The organism is Parasegetibacter sp. NRK P23, from assembly GCF_023721715.1.
Taxonomy (GTDB): Bacteria; Bacteroidota; Bacteroidia; order Chitinophagales; family Chitinophagaceae; genus Parasegetibacter.
In genome coordinates, this window is sequence record NZ_JAMDLG010000001.1 from 2,962,821 (window position 1) to 2,981,943 (window position 19,123).

Below are 19,123 nucleotides of genomic sequence, written 5' to 3' on the forward strand. Positions count from 1 at the left end.
ATTACCTATAACGCCTTTGCTTTAGCGATCTTTGATTGCACGCCATTGATATCCTTTACCCAACTCACAAGTTCAGGGTCTATCCAGGATAATATGTCAATTGCTGCCGAATAAACATCTTCAACACAGGAGAAATCGATACAGGAGCCCTTAAAACATACTGGTTCGTTATGGTTTATCCTGTTTCTCATTAATCTTATTTTGGTGAGCCTTTCACTAACCTCCTTTCTTCCATGTCCTGGAGGAAGATGATTAAATGCCTTTATTGGTCTTCCTAAAAGCAACTTGTAGTGATGCACTTCGAACAAGTCTGTCCAAAAACCTAAAGACTGATCTGAGATGATTTTACCGCTTGAGACAGGGATACCCAAACGCCTGAATCTTCTCTCTGATTTCTCGACAGACATTTTCAGAAAATCATTTACCACCCTTACTCCCCTTCTACGATCCATGTAAGTTAGAGATGGATCAACCATGAACCCTTTCTTCTGATTAATTATCCAGTCTGCATCCCCAAAATGTGCAGTCAATATGGTATTGATCTGATTTCGCAGGGCCACTTCCAAAGCCCCTAACAGGGGATGAAAAGATTGCGCGACCCTTAGATTCGCCTTGTAAAGGCTGATTGCCCTGGCCTTACTATTTCCGCTGGCAACCAGGTATCTATCAATACGTTGGGGAGAAAAATAAAGTCTTATTTTATTAAACCTCATCAGCAAATTAGTTTTTGCAAAACTCGGCATTAAGACTTAATTTTGCTTCATGATGCTTAGTAAAGCCTCTTGCATTCATGCAACGTAACTAAGTTTAAGTTTTTAAAGGGTCGCTTACCGCGGCCCTTTAGCTTTTAATAAAAGTCAGCCCTAAAGTTTTTTTCCAATTCAAGGGGGTCACTCAAACCGAACCCAATCAATTTCCACCGGAGTACCTTGCTTCAGTACCACCACCAGATCGTGTGTGCCCACTTCAACACCACTTACCGGAAACTTCATTTCTTTCCAATCTTTCGCGGCGGAAACTTTCATCGTGGAAAGTAAAGCGCCTTGTTCCCCGCCACGTCGCAATTCCACAACACCATCTCCATTCGATTGCACGCGCGCAATTATTGAACGGGGCTTTTTCGCGAACACCACTGTATTGTAGCGCAGCCAGGCGCCTTCTTTTCCCAGCACAGCCTTCCATCCGTTCCAACGCACCGCGGTATCAACGAAAGCGATTTGAACACCTTCCCCGCTAATGGCACTGTAACGGTCCAGTTGTATATGAGAAGTAGCTTTTGAAACACCAACACCTCTTAGTGTGGGGACCACTTTCTTTATGGTACCATCTTCATTAAAACTTACACGGTCCACACGGATAGAACGGTTCTTATCGAATTCAGGAGAAAGATCATTGTGGTGATAGAAAAGGTACCATTGTCCTTTGAAAGGCAGCAGCGAATGGTGGTTGGTCCAGCAGCCCGTGGGCGATTCATCCATGATCACACCGGTTACAGTGAACGGGCCTTCGGGTGTTTTTCCCACCGCGTACTCCAGTCTTTCAATCTTGTTTTCCACGTGGGGATACGTGAGGTAGTAAATACCGTTTCTTTCAAAAACGAATGGTCCTTCCTTCAATCCTTTTTCAGGAAGATTCGGGATAATCTTTGGTTCCGAAGCCAGTTCCAGCATATTCTCCTTCAGTTTCGCGACATAAATATGTCCCTGCGACCAGTAGAGATAAGCCTGTCCATCTTTATCGATGAACACGTTGGGATCAATGCCGTTCACGCCTTTGATGGGCAACTTTTCAGGCACGAAGGGGCCGGTGGGTTTATCGGACACCGCCACACCAATTTTAAATCCCCTGCCACTGGTTGTATCAACGGGAGTAGAGGGAAAATAGAAATAATACTTCCCGTTTCTGAACACACAATCGGGTGCCCACATACTGTAACTTTCGGGCTTCACCCAATCCACTTTATCCTGGCTCACGATCACACCATGATCGGTCCATTCGGTGAGATCAGGCGAAGAAAAAACATGGTAATCGGCCATGCAAAACCAGCCGGGTCGCCCCCTGCCTTCGGTGCAGGGAATATCATGGGAAGGATAAACATATATGCGGTCGCCGAATACGCGTGCGGTGGGGTCGGCGGTGAACTGGTTCGTGATGAATGGGTTTTGTGCCCTGGCGGATAAGATGGCGACAACACCAAGTAAGGTAAAAAGCAATCTCTTCTTCATGTTTACAAAATTGCAGAACAGCATACGCATATACACTCAATGTTAAGTGGCTAAAACACTGTTCCTGTGTGGCAAATAACACCATTCAAATGTAACGAATCCATCTCAAAAGAAACCGATTGCATTTCGAGAAAAGCGCATAAAAAAACCCAGCGGAGAGAACGCCGCCGGGTTGCGATTGAATTGAGATAAAACTGCTACATAAAACAGTATCGTAAGTAAGAAGGACAACATGTTTCCATATTATCCTTCCATAACAAGCATCGGAAGATTAAGGGGTGACCGGTTATTTTAATACTGGTGTGAAGTACTGAGGCGACACGGCTCTGTCGCGCATTACCAGTGTATCTTTTCCTACCACGGTCATCTGGGGATGATCAATGGTATATTCGAGATACAATGCGTCGCGGTCGATGTTTCCCCAACTTTTCTTCTCCCCTTTTTTAACGAATTTACCTTTGCCGGTAGCGGTGTACCCTGTACCTGCGGCGGAGATCACACATTCTCCTGTTTTGTCATCAAATGTAAGGCGGAGGTTCATCGTTTGGTTCGCGTTGTTCGCTCCGGCAATAGCGATCGGTAAATCCACAATATTCAGCGCTCTGGTGGTGAGGAGCTTTACTTCATCCTGCTCAACATAGTCTTTTCTGCGCACCACATTGCGGGTAAGCGTAGGATATGCCGGTTTACCTTCAATGGCATCTACGCCCCTGCGCAGGTAGTTGCCATGCCATGGGTTCACAAATTTCACCACATAAACAGTGTAATCCTGTGGCTTCACGCCCCAGTTGAACGCGTTTACCGGGTTGGGATTATCCACGATGGCGCGGCCTCTCAGAATAGAATCCGCACCGGTAACGCTAGTCATCTTCAACGGAATCGCATAAGTATTCGTGAGCGCTTTCGGGTCGGCGAAAAACGCATCGGTAAACTGAACGTTCACGCCCTCCAGCAATTTACCTGCGGGGATGCGGATTTCAGGTGCCGCCAGGCTGTAATAGCTGGCAGGCATAGGCACTACGGGATTCACGTTATCAAAGAAAAGGTTGTTACAGAGGGTTTCATCCACCGTTACGCCGATCACCACATCGTTCCTGTTTTCTCTTACGCCCCCCATGGTGGCCTTGATACTCACCTTACGTTCGTTGTCCAGACTGTTATCAAAATTCAGGTCCTCTCCGAGCACGATGGTCCTGATGGGAAACTGGCTCGCGAAGTAAACGGTTTTATAGTCGTAATCAGGATATGTAACAGCTTTATTACATGAAACAAGCGCACTGGCGGCAATCAATAGACCTGCAAAAAACTTATTCGTATTCATGTTAATGATAATTGATAGTTTAAAATCTGGTGTTGACGCTTACCGCCATTGCCTGTTTTGTTTGAGGTTGCTGAACTTCAACACTTCCGAGAAAGGTATTGGTCCGTAGTACATGTAGTCTTCGAATACCCTTGGTTCTACTACGATTGGCGTATAAACAGCGGCGTTCACATCCATGCCACGGGCGGTTTCATTCAGGCTCGCCTTCCAGCGGCGGAGGTCCCAGAAACGGAAGCTTTCAAAGCAAAGTTCCAGGCGTCGTTCGTTGCGGATCAACTCGCGCATAAGGTTCTGGTCATTCTTACATGCTTCCAGGTAAGCGTCGCCGTTGGTTGTACCCACTCCGGCCCTTCTTCTGATGGCCTTGATTACATCGTAGGCGGAGAACGCGTTGGTACCGCCGTTGGTGGGGCCCCATGCTTCGTTGGCCGCTTCAGCGTAGTTGAGATAGATTTCAGTATAACGGATTCTCGGGTAGTAACGCCTCCTGTTGGCGGTAGCGCCTGGTCTGCGGTTCACATCCTGGCGCAGGCGCTTCTTCATGTAATAGCCTGTCCTGGTAGAGTTTGTCCGAACATTGATGCCATCGTCGGAACCGGATCCACTTCCCGTTAAAATCACAGGATTGTTGAAACCTACGGTATTCCCATTGTACACGATGTATTTGGCCAACCGCGGATCTCTTCCCGCGTAAGGGTTAGCGGGATCATAATTGCTGAGGTTACTGCTGATGGGATAACCGTTTGCCATGGGAAACGCGTCCACGAGGTTTTGTGTGGGATTCATACGACCGTTTCCAAACTGGCTGGGCGGGTAGTGTTGAATTTCCTGCTCATTGTTATCGCCAACAAAGTTTTCTCTCCAGATCATTTCGGGCGGGTTATTGCCGTTGCTGAGTCCGTCAATTTGTGACCTGTTATCATAATACGTACCTCCGTCGTTGGGCAACGCGTTGGCGCCGCCTTTATGCCTTATCACCGCGGCAGCGTAGTTCGCGGCGGAGTCCCAGCGCGCGGTATTGGAAACGTGTTGAAAAGCGGGACTGGCCGCAAGTAAACCGGCTCTTGCCCTTATGGACCTCGCGATCAAACCATTGAACAACTGATTGGAGTATTGACCCATTACCCGGTTGTACACATTCACATTTACCGTAACGGAACGGAACTGATCCGGCACCCGGCCGGTTAGGGTATTGAGATCCCCATACTCCATGGGCAGCATGCTCTGGGCACTGTCCAGGTCCTTATAAATTTGCTCCATGCAAGCAGCGAACGTCGCTCTTGGTGTGTTGTATTCATCTACAGGACTTTCCACCGTGAGCAGTTTTGTAATGATGGGAACGCCCATCAGTTGCCCGTCATCGGTGAACCCGGCGTGCGCACGCAACAGGAAGTACATGTACATGGCACGCAAACCGTAAGCCTCCCCTTTCATTCTCATTCTGAAAAGAGTATTCGCTTCTTTATCCGCGGCAAATTTTACGGAGTCCACATTCGCGAGGAAGAGGTTAATGTATTGCATGGCGCCATAAGACTGGTTCCATACGGAAAGCGGGTTGTTGTTCGCCGTCCATGAGCCTGTGGCCACCAATGCAAAGGGATTGATCCTGTCGTTGGTTACGGCATCATCCGTCGCATACTCACTGTTGTCGTAATACCCCGGAATAGAACGGTAAGCGTTCATGATAAAGCCCTGGGCGTAGCCTCCGTCCTCATACATTTGCTCTACCGTTCTGCGGTTCTCCTCATCGGGTTCCAGCGCTTTTTTGCAGCCCGCCAGGGAGATCGCAGCAATTATAATCAGCAGAAAATTTCTCATATAGTTCGCACTTTAATATTCGTTAAAAAGAAGCCCTCACACCCAGGTTAAAAAAGCGGTATTGCGGGGGCGCTCCAATATTGGTTTCCATTAAACGGCGCTCTTTGGACACCACCAGCAGGTTGTCAGCCAGTCCGTACACGCTCAGCCCACGTACAAAAGAGCCCTTAAACATTTCCTGGTCGAAATCGTATGTAAGCTGCACCCTGTTGAGGTTGAACCTGTTGTTTTTATAGATCCAGAAAGTGGAGTTCTGGTAATTGTTGTTGCCGGAGCCTGCCGTAAGCCTGGGGTAAGTAGCGGTATTGGCTGTTGCTTCTGTCCAGCGGCCCAACACCTGTTCGGAGAATTTACCGGTTCCCCTCACCCAGAAATAAGAACTGTTTTTGAAGGCGATCGCGCCATTCTGGCCATTACCCAAAGCAAAAAGTGTAAGGTTCTTGTACTTGAGTGTAAGATTAATACCATAAGAGAAAGGACTTGCGCCCCAACCGTATTTGCCCAGTTCAACCTGGTCGCGGTAATCGATAATGCCATCCTGGTTCACATCTTTGTATTTGATGTCTCCCGGTCTTACTTCTCCGCCAAAAGTCTGGAGGGCATGGCCGTCTATCTCCGCCTGGTTGCGGAAGAAACCTTCGCTTACGTAACCTCTTGCCACGTCGATGCTTTTCCCGGCGGCGTACAATGCTTCTTCGGGCTGAATTTCATCCCTGAAAAGCACTTCTGAAGAAAACAGCATTCCCGTAAAGCCAACGGAGTATTGCAACTGACCGATCTTATTGTTCACATTCAATCCAAAATCAAATCCGGAGCGTCTTTCACTGTTGCTGTTGAGCCAGTTACGGAAATCGCCGGAACCTGAGAAGAAAGAAGGATAAATGGTATTTCCTCTTGAAAGCAGGCCTTTGGTATCCTGGGTGAAATAGTTTACATCGAGGGTTATAAGGTTTTTAAACAGCGAGGCGTCGAACCCTGCCCTGAATTCATTTCTTTGAATGAAAGTAAGGTTGGGGTTGGCTCCTCTTCCGGAAAGCGTGGTGAAACCGCCGGAAGTACCGTCGCGCCAGGGGTACCAGCCGGCAAGATCGCCGCTGTTGCCGTAATAGCTGGCATACAGGTAATAATCGGTAGGCTCGTTGTTCGGCCTCACTCCCGTGATATCGAGGTCCTGCTTAACGGAAGCGTAAGAAGCGAACAGTTTCAGGTTGTCGATAAAGCTGATATTGTTTTTGAAGAAATCCTCGTCGCTGATGCGCCATCCCGCGGTGAGGGTTGGAGAAATCCCTGCCCTGTTGCCCGGTGCAAGTTTGGGAGAGTTCACCAAAGCGCCCGTAAAATCGAGGTAGTACTTCTGCATGTAGTTGTATGCCGCGCGCAACCCCAGGTTCGCGTTCCTGATGGGATGGTAATCGCTTCCCCCTTCATTGTCCACATCGCTGGAGAAAGTTGTAGTGTACCACCAGCCCATTAAGGAAGAATTAAAGTTATGCCGCTGCGCGAAAGAGCGGTCGTAGTTCAACTGCGCGCGCATGGAGGTGGTCTGGGTATAAGTAGTACGTCCAATGGATTCACTGGTCGTATTCAGGTCGTTGTTGAACCTGTCGAGGCGCGTGATCACATCTTCCCCATTAATCCGTTCCCAGGTGGGCCTGTAAACCGCGTAAGTAACCTGGTAGGCTTCGGAATAAAGGGAAGAGTAGTCCATGCTGTACGCCGTTTTAAATGACAATCCTTTCAGCAGATTGCTCAGGTCCGCATTGGCGCCCACATTAAAGAGGAAAGTGCGGTACTTGGTTTTGATGTACCCTGCCGCAAGCATATCCGTAATGGAGTTGGTAAGGTTTCCGGCCTGACCACCCAGCAGGTACTTCCCATCAATCACAAAGTTACTGTTGTTCACGATCGTTTGCAGGTCCGCGTTATTGGGATCAAACTTATCGATCGGCACCAATGGGATATACCTGTTGAAGTTCCCGTTCACGGAAGCGGATTCTCCCCAGAAGTTACCCCTTCCGGTATAGTTATCAGACACGTTCGCCACGATATCCGTAGACGCGGTAAGCCATTTGTTCAGGTTCATATCCACGTTACCACGGATCTTAAAGGAGAAGTCGTTATTTTTCTTTGTTTCTCCATAGTTCATAAGGCTTCCGTTTGTAGACAAACCTATGTTCGTATAATACCTGGCATTTTCGTTACCGCCTGAAATTTCAGTGGTAAGATCGGTTCTTGAAAAAGCTTTTTTCAGGTATTCATCACTGAAGTAGTTGATATCGGGAAACCTGTAGCCGTAATTGCCCGACCGCGTACTGTCGATAGCACCTTGCGTATATCCCGCACCGGGTGTAAAAGCATTGTCGTTCATCAACGCTTCGTTGTAAAGCGTCATATAATCGGCGGCGTTCAGGTATTTGGGATAGCTTTTGGGTGTAAACATGCCGGTGTTGGCCCTTACATCTATTGAAAGCGGCTTAATGGTTCCGCGCTTTGTGGTGATGAGTACAGCGCCTTTAGCCGCGTTGTTTCCATATAGTACCACTGCGCTTGCTGCTTTCAACACGGTAATGGATTCCACTTCCACCATGCGTACTTCAGACGCCTGGCGGGGAACACCATCCACGAGAATAAGCGGCGCTTGTCCCCACACACTACCGGTATAACCGGGCACCAAACTCGCGAGGTTATCCAGGCTGCTAACGCCATAACTTTTTTTCAGCAGTTCAGTTACATTAATGGTACTTACACCTCCCAGCAGGTCCTTTTGTGCCACGGTGCCAAAAGCTATATTTACCAGACTGTCTTTATTGTCCTGTGCCTGCAAACCCATGGCGCTGCATAAAGCCATAGAGAGCGCGATATAGGAACCCTTTATATTTTTGCAAATCATTTTTTCAAATTTTAATTTTTACCAGCCTGGATTCTGCTTAAAATCTAAATAAATACTGGCGTCGTTCACCAGGAAGGGGAACCAGTAATGCCTTTCAGCCAGTTGTCGTTCGAAGAGGATGGTTTGCCTGAAGTTGGCTACACGCGCATTCTTAGGATCGGCGTACACCTGGGTTTCCGGCGTGGCCCTGTCAAATTCAATACCCTTTTTGTAGGTGTAGGGGCGTTGGATAAAGAGCAACCAGCGGCGGAGATCGTTGAAGCGGTGTCCTTCGAAAGCGAGTTCCACGGCGCGTTCGCGGCGGTATTCACTTCTGAAAGCTTCTTGTGAAACCAGGAATTTGGCGGCTACATGTCCCACGCCCAAACCTGGCCTGTCCCTGATAAAGTTTACGGCATCCACGGCGGTCTTCTCATAACCCGGGGCTTTACCGGTGGGTGATTCGTATCCTTCGGACGCAGCTTCTGCATACAGCAGGTAAACATCGGCGAGGCGCATGAAGCTGAGCGAAACCGCATTGTTTTCCCTGAAGCCATCGTAGTCGTTCACCATCTTCCTGAAGAATTTGGAAAGCATGTATCCGGTGAATACTCTTTTGGTGGCGTTATCTGTTCTGAAATATCCGCCGGTGAACAGGCTTGCGTACAGGCGCCTGTTGTCGTTGTTTACAAAAGTCGCGTTCTGCACCATTCTTTCTCCGTCAATCACAATATCGTGGTACAACCTGGGGTCCCGGTTTCTCCAGGGGTATTCAGGGGTATAGCCGGATTCAGGGTCCGCCGCTTCCGGATTCGGAATCGGAAGTCCGTTGGCCATACCGTAATGATCAACGTAGTTGGCCGTAGGATAAACTTTGATACCCGAGTTATTGATGCTCATCGGCCTGTAGTCGTTGACCTGGTTCCAGCGGAAGCGACCACCCAGGTCGGCGAAGTTTTCCATCATGATGGCCTCTTCTTCTCCGGGCACCCTTCCACCTGCGTTATGGGTGAAAAACAGGTTGGAATAGTTGGCGAAATTGGAGAGTTTATAGCGCTGTGTAGTTTCAATCAGCTTCAGTGTTTCACCTAATACCTCAGCGGCCTTTTTACAATATTCAATGTTGTAGGTGGCACTGCCCGTAGACTCTCTGTTCATCAGCGGACTACCGGCATACAACAGGTTCTTACCCATAAATGCCATGGCCATAATTTTGTTGGCGCGGAAGTTATTGGATCCTGCGGTTGCCTGTCCGGGTTGTACATCGTCCCACCTTACAGGAAGAAGCTCAGCGGCTTTCTGCAGATCAGCCGTTACTTTATCAGCGGTTTGCTGGTAGTTCAGGCGCGGAATCCTGGGCGCGACTGTTTTAGACAACACCGTATCCACATATGGAAGGCCACCCCAGTACTGCATCAGCATAAAGTGGAACCATCCGCGGAAGAAGTACAGTTGTCCGGCGATCACATCTTTTTCCGCCTGAGTCGCTTCGGTAAGCAGGGGCAGGTTGGCCAATCCGATATTCGCTTTGCGGATGCCATACCAGGCAAGTCCCCAGAGGTTGCCTTTTGATCCCCGATCGTTGGTGGCCGCAGGGTTACCACCACTCTTGAACCAGGAACCAAAGATGGCAGTGTTCCATCCCCAGTAATCGCCCTGGTCTATATTATAAGCGAATACACGTGTTTCCGTGGGTTCCCACATTTCATCTTCACCAAAGTTCCAGCTGTTGTGTGATCCGATGCCGGTTACCAGCGGAATGCAGGAATACAATTCTTCCGTAAATCCCTGGAAATTGCGGAAGTTTTTGAAAGCCTCCGTTTCATCTATGTCCGCCAGGGGCGACTGGTCGAGGTATTTGGTGCAGGAACTTACTCCAATGGCTATCGCCAGCACAATTGTTACGGGCAATAATATTGTTTTAAAACGCTTGTTCATACCAATTAAAATTTATAATGTGATATCTAAACCTAAATTGAAACGCCTTACGGTTGGGTACGCGCCTCCACTTGCGCCGGCGGCGAAGTTGGATTCCCTGTCATCCGGCATTTTGGTCCACAGCAACAGGTTGTTTCCTCCGGCGAATATTTTACAGGTCTTGATGCCGAGCCTTGAAGTGGTTCTTGTTGGCAGGGTATACCCTACTTCAGCATTTTTCAACCTTACATAAGATCCATCAAACAAATAGCGCGTACCGTTATTACCGGCACCTCCTTCCGTACCAATTCTGGGAAGCGGCAGGTCTCCTCCGGATGATTTTGTCCAGTAAGAACCTTCCACATAAGCTACGTTGGAACCGGAATAAGTATTGAAAGTGGGGAAGTCAACAAAACGGGTCACATTGTTCACCCCATAGAACTGGAGGAAGATGCTGAAGCCTTTCCAGTCGGCTCCTACGCTCGCATTGTAGGTATTCTGTGGGGATCCGCTGTATTCAGTAGGCGCCTGATCGTTCTGGTCGATAATACCATCTCCGTTATAGTCGATGATGTTGAAGTCGCCGGGTAATTTGTTCTGGTTGTTCGTATTGCGCTGGGTACTTCCATAAATATCGTCCCAACTGCTGAGATAGCCCTGGTTCAGATAGGACCGCGTTTGTCCGAGGTAGTGACCTTCCTGCTTACGGTAGGCGGGTAACAATTCCGGATCATCGCGGAACACTACTTTATTCTGTGCGTGAGTCATATTGGTGTTGGCCCATACCCTTACACCGCTGGGGAATACGTGGTTAATTCTGAGCTCAAACTCATAGCCTCTGCCTGAAGCTTCCCCAATATTGATGTTGGGAGCGGTTTGTCCGAAATAAGTAGGTACGGAACGTTGATCGCCAGCAACGATGATGTCTCTTCTGATATCGTTGAACACATCCACGCTTCCGGAAATCGCACCATTAAGTACACTGTATTCAAGGCCTAAGTTTCGTTTTTCAACGGTTTCCCAGGAAATAACCGGATTCCCGAGACTGGACAACCTGTAGAAGGTATAGATCGTATTGCCGGAGCCGGAAGGAGTGGGCAATACGGTGTTGCTGCCGAAGCTCCACTGATCCCTGTACAGCCAGCGACCATTCACGTTGTCGCTGCCCACAAGTCCCCAGGAGGCGCGGAGTTTCAGGTTATCGATGAACGATACATCTTTCATGAATTTTTCATTGCTGATCAGCCAGCCCCCGGAGAAGGAGGGGAAGAAGGCGAAACGGTAACCAGGACCAAACTTTTCGGAACCATTGTACGCGCCGTTCACTTCAAAGAAATACCTGGAGTCGTAGCCGTAAGTACCGCGGAATACCCAGTCTTCACGGTAGAAGGGGAACGCGCTGCCCGTAGCGCCTCTTTCGCGCTGGAACAGGCCGAGTCCGGTTATATCATGTTTGCCGAACCTGCGGTTATAGTTCAGTTGAAGCATGTAGTTCAGTCTGCGGTAAGTGGCGCCACGGTCCACACTGCCTGCCTGGCTCGTCCAGCGTACCATATCGGCATAATCCAGTTGTGTTCCGGCGTTCACCACGTTTTCCAGCACCACTACACCGTTCAATGGATTGATCCATTTGCGCTGGGGACCATTATAGAGGTCGTTCACACCACGCTGGGTTTCGCTAAAAGTATTGTCCAGCGATAAACTTCCCCTTGCACTCAGGCCTGTTGTGATGAAATCCAGTTGCTGCTGTAAAGCGAAATCGGTAGTGAGCTGCGTTCTTGTTCTTTTCTCCAGGCCGGATACCGCCAGGTTGTACACCGAATTGGGTACATCAGCGTTACGGGGAGAATAGAAACCCCAGGTACCATCGGAATAGATCGGACGCATGGCGTCAGGAGCGGAACGGTAGGCCGATATCCAATAAGCCTGGTCGCCATCCTGGGCACCCCAGGGCAACTGGCGCACACCATTAGACCCGAAGATTTTGGTAGAGAATTTAGTGGTATTGGTAAGGTTGAAATCAAGGTTACTGCGCATGTTCACACGCGTGTAACCATAACCGGATTTATAGCCCCTGTCGTTCTCAAAAGACTTAAACAGGTCACCTTCATACGTATAATCAATCCCTGCGAAATAAGTTACGAATTTAGAACCTCCCGATACGTTGGCGCTGGTGTTGTACGACATGGCGCGTTCCCGGAACAATTCCTTTTCCCAGTCAACATTGGGATACCGGTCCCACTCTTCATCATTGGCAGGATTGCGGTATTTCTGCAGAATAGCTTCGGGGAGGGACGCGCTCCAGCCACTCTGGTTAATAATAAGTTCCCTTTCTATAGAGCGGTTTTTTAAAGAGAGCGCATCGTATGCGTCATATTTTTCGGGGAGCTTTGAAGCGATCTTAGCCGTCATATTGGAACGGATCTGAATATTCGCTCTTCCCTGTGTACCGCGCTTGGTTGTAATCAGAATTACCCCGTTTGCGCCCCTCACGCCATAAACAGCTGTAGCGGAAGCGTCTTTTAATACGGAAATACTTTCAACGGAAGCGATATCAATAGAACTCATGGAACGTTCAATACCATCCACCAAAATCAGCGGACTGGCATTGTTCCAGGTAGTTTGCGCACGGATGATGATCTGCGGATCTTCGGCGCCGGGCATACCGGAGCTCGAAGAAGTGACGAGGCCGGGAAGGTTTCCCGTTAACGCCATCCCGAGGTTGCTGATGCCGCCCGTACGCTCCAGTACCTTACCGGTGGTTTGGGTAATGGACCCCACCACGCTGGCCTTTCTTTGCTGGCCGTAACCGATCACCACAACATTATCGAGTTCGGAGGCCGCGTCTTTCAGGTTGATCACGATATAATCCTGGTTGCCGACATTGATCGTTTGGGTCGATTTACCCACGTGGGTCACTTCCAGCACCTGTGCCCCACCCGGAACGGATATGGAAAAATTGCCATCCTTGTCTGTTTTGGTACTTACGCCCGTCTGTTTTACCTGAACGGAAACATCCGCTACAGGCGCGCTTTTGGCATCAAGCACCAATCCCTTCACCACCCGCGCGTTCTGCGCGAACAGGGGGCCACAGAAAAAGATCGCCGATAGCGCTAACGTAGCCACGTATAGCCCTCTCCGCATCATTGAACTGAGAATCATGATGAGCTTTTTTAATGTTTGAATTTTTTGCGAAAGAAGCCGGAATGCTTCAACACTGATCCGGGAAACCTGAAACATCCAGGGGATGATTTCGAGATTTCCGTAAATCCACCTTAAGAATTAATTGTAATACTGACACTAATGGGAGAAAGTGCGCACTGGCATAAACATCGTTTTGGTTTCATAATGCAATCGTTTAAAGTTGAAAAATGGGAAGTCAGCTTAGGACCTGACTATAGCAGCGAACTAAAAGTAATTGTGTTGCTAAAAAATAAGTAGCAGGAATCTTTAAAAGAATAGGAGGAATGTTTAACAAGTGAAAAAACAAGTGCTATCCTCTACTCAAAATATTGATAATCAAATAACTAAAAAATTATGCAACCGATTGTCGCCCATCAGTATCCATTCAAAATGCTATCGATTCGTTCTAAAAAACATGCGCTGACGTAGCAAAAACCTACGCTAAATATTCAATCCATACTTAAAATTGGTGACCCAGGAACAGATTTTAACTTACAAAGTGGCGCATCCGGGAAAGCAACAAGAAGATGTATTCGATTACATTTTATTGTTCAGCGGCATTTTTTTATCAGCCACTCATTCCGGGTTACCGTTTTTTTTATGAAATTGTCTTGGACTGCTTGCATACATAAAGAAAATTTCAATATAAATTAATGACCAGTCACGCTTGCTTTTTCCGACTTTTCTTTTGCTTCCTGTTGCTGACTTGCTTACAACCTGAAGGCGCGGCCCAGCGAAAAAACAAACCCATCGAGGTACTTATTGTTGACGGCTACAGCAACCACGACTGGCAACAAACCACCCGACTGATCAAATGGATGCTGGAAGAAACAGGACGTTTCGAGGTAGCTGTCTCCACCGCACCAACGGACACCACGGCCTATTCCTGGGCACCCGACTTCTCCCGATATGCCGTCGTGATCCAGAATACCAATAATATCCACAATGGAAAACTCCGCTGGCCCAGGGCCGCGGAGGTAAAACTGGAAGAATATATTAGAAACGGGGGCGGGCTCTATGTGTTGCATTCGGCCAACAACGCGTTCGCCCATTGGGAAGCTTATAATAAAATGATCGGTATGGGATGGCGACCCAGGTCCTATGGGTATGCGCTGGAGATCGACTCCGCTCAAAAAGTGCAGCGTATTCCACCGGGTGAAGGACAGGGAACCGGCCACGGCGACAGGTTCGACGCCCTCGTTCAAATACTTACCCCCCACCCCATCAACAAGGGTTTCCCCCAAACATGGAAAACGGCCAATACCGAAGTATACCATTTTCCAAGAGGCAGCGCGGAAAACCTGACCGTGCTGTCGTATGCCTTCGACAGTTCAGCCACACAACGAAAATGGCCGCTGGAATGGGTGGTTCAATATGGAAAAGGAAGGGTATACAATTCCAGCATGGGGCATTTGTGGGCCGGGGAAAAGTTCCCTGTATCGTACAGGTGTATCGGCTTCCAGACCACTGTAATCCGGGCAACGGAATGGCTCGCCACCGGGAAAGTTACTTACCCCGTTCCCAAAAACTTTCCCACCAAAAGCAGCACCAGCCTCAGAAACGAAGCGGATTATAAGGAAGGTGATTTGTAATGAAAATGGCGTACCGCCATCGATACGCCATTTCCCCTGCGATAATTATTTATATTTTATCTATAACTTATCTGTAATGTTAAAATAATCGAAGTCCACTGATCCGCCGGGGGTTTTCGTGGCATAGTTGAACAACGTGAACCTGTACCCGATAAACTGGGGAATGGTGTACGCCATTTTTAACGGTTGCCCGATAGCAGTCCATTTTTTACCATCCAGGCTGTAGTAGAAACTGGCGACATCCTTTCTGTCCGTGAAATCGCAATCCGCTTTGAAATACACTGTATGCTGCTCAAGCGGGATACGTTCCTGTTCAACGGGTATTCCTGTTCCGCCGGCATTCACCATTACAATATATTTCTGGTTGCCTTCCATCTTTACGCCAACCTGTCCGAAGTTTTTTTGCAGCAGCCCAAGTCCCGCGAAGTCTCCGTCTTTCATTTTAGACACGTCAATGGCCGTGCTGCCGGAACAAACCGGGCCAATGGTGCGCTGTGTTAAAGAGTTCCTGGCCTGCAGGAAGCTGGTGTCTACCCTTCCGGTGGTCAGGCGCAGGTAACCTGGTCTTGCTTTTACCGACCACAGGCTGTTGTCCGGGTTATGGTTCCATTGCCATACCAGGGGTAAAGCGGCATCGCCCTTTTTACGGGTGAACGCGTCGGAATGCACGATACCGGGGATGAGTCCTTTCATGGCCGGCAGCTCCAGTTGTTCGGGCACTTTTCCATTTACACCCAGTACGGGCCAGCCATCTACCCATTTCACGGGCACCAGGTAAGGAATGCGGCCCACGGCGCCGTAATCGCGGAAAAGGTAGGAATACCAGGTACCATCGGGCATGTCTATCAAACCGCCCTGGGCAACGCCCAGGTCTTGCAACGCGACTCTCCCTTCGTATGGACCGTGTATATTATCAGCGCGGTGAATCAGTACGGTACGCATGCCGCCCGGAGGCCAGGAGATGTTGAACAGGTAATATTTTCCGTTCACTTTGAAGAGTTGGGACCCTTCCGCCGGAAGTCCGCCACGCCTGCCTTCCGGCATACTCGGTGCTGTGGCGTTTTCGATCACCACTTTTTCCGTTCCGGGTTTTACACCGGTGAGGTCATCTTTTAACTCCACTAGACTGAGTTTACCGGCACCCCCTAACATATAAACACGTCCATCATCATCAAAAAACAAACTGTGGTCGTGCATGCTGGGAGAGAATGAAATCCTTTTCCACGGTCCTTTTTCTATGTTTTTTGTACTGAAGATGTAGGTTTTCCCGGTTGTTTGGGCGAACGTGGAAATATAGTAGGTTCCTTTATGAAAACGGATGGAGCTGGCCCAGGAACCTCTTCCGTAAGTACTCTTGTTGTTGGCGAGGTTGAGTTCATCCATATCAGCCAGCGTATCGTAGGCGTAGCCGATCAGTTTCCAGTTTACAAGATCCGTGGACTTCATAATGGGAACACCTGGATTCATGTGCATCGTGGTGCTGCTCATATAATAATTATTCCCCACTCTTATCATGGACATATCGGGCACATCCGCGAATATGACCGGGTTGGTGGCTTTTGGCTGCGCCTGTAATTTGAAGGCGGCCAGTAAGGTGAGTAAAGCCGTAAAACGAATGATACTTTGCTTCATGTTCTTTATTGTTTTATTGCCCGGGCCGGCCGTTGAATCCTGGTTAAAGTGCTACGAAAGTAAGCACCTGGCCTTTTACCGTGGGCACATCATATAACATAGACGGTTTAATTTGCGGAGCGGACACGGATGCTTTGGGCGAAATTACAGGATCAGGAACAGGCGCAGTTTCAAAGAAGACATTCGGGTTAACGCCGGAAGCCGCCTTTAATGGTGCGCCGTTGCTAAGCGCCAGCGCATGGTGCACGCGAAGCCTTAGGTTTCCACCCAGGTTCGATTTCACTGAAAGTTTTGTGAGCTTTCCTTCCTTCCATTCGATCTTCACTACTTCAAAACCGCCCCATGCACGCAGTCCGGTAATACTCCCCGACTTCCACTGATCGGGCAGCGCCGGCAGGATATGAATGGCGCCATCTGAAGTTTGCATCAGCATCTCTGTGATGCCGGCCGTGCAACCGAAATTACCATCAATCTGGAACGGCGGATGCGCATCGAACAGGTTGTTGTAAGTTCCGCCACCGCCGGGGTTTACGCCCAGTGGGGTAAGCTGGTTTTGAATCAGTTTATAGGCATGATTCCCGTTCTGCATCTTGGCCCACCAGTTTACTTTCCAGCCCATGCTCCATCCGGTGGATACGTCTCCGCGGTGAATCAGCGTGGTGTTGGAAGCGCTGAACAACTCCGGTGTGCGGTATGGAGAGATTTGGTTGGAAGGAAAAAGTCCATACAAATGCGAGATATGGCGGTGCTTATCATCCGGACTGTCCACATCATCCAGCCATTCCTGTAACTGCCCGTGCTGCCCGATGTGCATGGGCGGCAGGCGTTTGCGCATACGGATGAGCGTGTCCACAAAAGCAGCGTCCTTACCCAACACACGCGCCGCGCGGATGGCGGTGGTGAAGGCGTCGAAAACGATCTGGTTGTCCATGGTGGCGCCTGCGTCAATAGAAGCGCCTTCGTGCGCACGGGGCGCATTCTCCGGAGAAGTTCCGGGGTTTACAACCAGCCATTTGTACGTAGGATGTTCCACCAGGAAATCGACATAAAAAGTTGCCGCGCCTTTCAGTACCGGGTAAACGCTTTCCAGGTATTTTTTATCGCCGTTATATAAGAAATGTTCCCAGAGGTGCTGGCTCGTCCAGCCGCCACCCGCGTTCCATATACCCCAGAAGGCTCCATCCACGGGGCCTGTGGCCCGCCAGATGTCTGTATTATGGTGGGCCACCCATCCTCTCGCGCCGTACATGCTTTTTGCTGTAGTGGCACCGGTTTCCGCCATTTCCTTTACCATCGTAAGGAAGGGTTCGTGCAATTCGGCGAGGTTGGTTCTTTCCGCGGGCCAGTAGTTCATTTCCGCATTAATGTTAATGGTGTATTTGCTGTCCCACGCGGGCCGGAGGTTGTGGTTCCAGATGCCCTGCAGGTTGGCTGCCTGTCCTCCGGGTTGGGAAGAAGAGATCAGCAGATAGCGCCCGAACTGGTAGTACAACGCGATGAACTGGGGATCGAAGGTGTTCCTGAAATTAGAAAGGCGTTCGTCTGTAGGAAGCGATTCCGCACCAGAAGTACCCAGATCCAGTTTTACCCGGTTGAAATATTTCTGGTAGGCTGGCACATGCATCTTAAAAAGGGCGGCGTAAGATTTTGCCGCAGCCTTGTTCAGGTAAGTTTTCGCCCGCTCCTGTTCATTCCCGCTGATGTCTTTGTAATTGTTGAAATTAGTCGCGATCGAGATATAGATCGTAACCGCGTTGGCGTCCTTTACTGCAATGGTGCTGTCATCGGGAATTACGGTACCACCTTCATTGCGCAAACGTGCGATGCCTTTAAAACGTATTTTACCTTCTACCCCCTCGTGGTCACTTGTAAGGCCATCTATCACAAGTTCGTTTCCTGCTGCCTTTATTGTTGCACGGCGATGCGGGGTGGAATAAGCCGCTACAAAAGAAATGCTGCCGGGCTTGCTCGCGGTAAGTCTTACCGCTACCACTCTATCTGTAAAAGAAGCAATCGCTTCACGCGTGTAAGTGATGCCATTCACCGTATAAGAGGTCTTGCTTACCGCGGTTTCAATATCCAGTTCACGGTGGTAACCCGTGTACTTTTCGTGGCCATCGAAAGTAAGCAGCAGGTTACCTACGGGCTGAAACATCTGGCCGGAGGAGGCTTTTCCGAACATCACCCTGTTGGCCATCCTTTCAGCGTCTTTGTATTTACGATCGAAGATCAGTTGCCGTATTGCGGCGAGAGAATCCAATGTTCCGGGGCTATCGTTCCGGTAAGGACTTCCGCTCCATACCGTATGTTCGTTTAACTGAATAATTTCCTGCGGCACATTTCCGTACACCATGGCGCCCTGCCTTCCATTTCCAATCGGCAGGGCATTCTCCCACACTTTACCGGAAGGCTGTTTGTACCAGAGTTTCCAGGCGTTCGTTTGCGCCTTCGGAACTCCTGTAATTCCAACCAGTCCCAGTAAAACACAATAAATATTCAGGCGCAATCGCATCTTCGTCTGTTTTAAAATAAAATCAGGAACAAGTTAACTTATATCAGCCCAAAT

Annotated in this window: 10 protein-coding genes; 1 reads left to right on the forward strand and 9 read right to left on the reverse strand. The window is 49.1% G+C overall.

The features are described 5' to 3' along the window. Nucleotides 1–5: 5 nt before the first annotated feature. The 7 genes from M4J38_RS12025 to M4J38_RS12055 all read right to left on the reverse strand — a co-directional run bounded on the left by M4J38_RS12025 (nt 6) and on the right by M4J38_RS12055 (nt 13,312). Nucleotides 6–713 carry a hypothetical protein gene (locus tag M4J38_RS12025; protein WP_251759848.1) on the reverse strand — a complete coding sequence of 236 codons (708 nt, stop codon included), beginning with the start codon at nt 711–713 and terminating at the stop codon, nt 6–8. Between the two features lie 177 nt (nt 714–890). After that, nucleotides 891–2,225, reverse strand: coding sequence for a family 43 glycosylhydrolase (locus tag M4J38_RS12030; protein WP_251759849.1), 1,335 nt, complete (start codon nt 2,223–2,225; stop codon nt 891–893). Nucleotides 2,226–2,511: 286 nt separating this feature from the next. Continuing rightward, nucleotides 2,512–3,546 carry a DUF5627 domain-containing protein gene (locus M4J38_RS12035; RefSeq protein ID WP_251759850.1) on the reverse strand — a complete coding sequence of 345 codons (1,035 nt, stop codon included), beginning with the start codon at nt 3,544–3,546 and terminating at the stop codon, nt 2,512–2,514. Nucleotides 3,547–3,585: 39 nt separating this feature from the next. After that, on the reverse strand, nt 3,586–5,364 hold the full coding sequence (locus M4J38_RS12040) for a RagB/SusD family nutrient uptake outer membrane protein (RefSeq protein ID WP_251759851.1): 1,779 nt from the start codon (nt 5,362–5,364) through the stop codon (nt 3,586–3,588). Between the two features lie 22 nt (nt 5,365–5,386). After that, nucleotides 5,387–8,254: a SusC/RagA family TonB-linked outer membrane protein gene (locus tag M4J38_RS12045; protein ID WP_251759852.1), complete on the reverse strand. Its 2,868-nt coding sequence runs from the start codon at nt 8,252–8,254 to the stop codon at nt 5,387–5,389. A gap of 18 nt (nt 8,255–8,272) precedes the next feature. Next, nucleotides 8,273–10,171 carry a RagB/SusD family nutrient uptake outer membrane protein gene (locus M4J38_RS12050; protein WP_251759853.1) on the reverse strand — a complete coding sequence of 633 codons (1,899 nt, stop codon included), beginning with the start codon at nt 10,169–10,171 and terminating at the stop codon, nt 8,273–8,275. Nucleotides 10,172–10,183: 12 nt separating this feature from the next. Next, nucleotides 10,184–13,312: a TonB-dependent receptor gene (locus M4J38_RS12055; protein WP_251759854.1), complete on the reverse strand. Its 3,129-nt coding sequence runs from the start codon at nt 13,310–13,312 to the stop codon at nt 10,184–10,186. 674 nt (nt 13,313–13,986) lie between these two features. Here M4J38_RS12055 and M4J38_RS12060 point away from each other — a divergent pair. Beyond that, nucleotides 13,987–14,925 carry a ThuA domain-containing protein gene (locus M4J38_RS12060; RefSeq protein WP_251759855.1) on the forward strand — a complete coding sequence of 313 codons (939 nt, stop codon included), beginning with the start codon at nt 13,987–13,989 and terminating at the stop codon, nt 14,923–14,925. Nucleotides 14,926–14,985: 60 nt separating this feature from the next. On the opposite strand, the gene M4J38_RS12065 is transcribed toward M4J38_RS12060, so the two are convergent. Further along, nucleotides 14,986–16,557, reverse strand: coding sequence for a glycoside hydrolase 43 family protein (locus M4J38_RS12065; protein WP_251759856.1), 1,572 nt, complete (start codon nt 16,555–16,557; stop codon nt 14,986–14,988). 43 nt (nt 16,558–16,600) lie between these two features. Continuing rightward, nucleotides 16,601–19,069, reverse strand: a complete 2,469-nt coding sequence (locus tag M4J38_RS12070) for a glycoside hydrolase N-terminal domain-containing protein (RefSeq protein ID WP_251759857.1) — start codon at nt 19,067–19,069, stop codon at nt 16,601–16,603. Nucleotides 19,070–19,123: the final 54 nt, after the last annotated feature.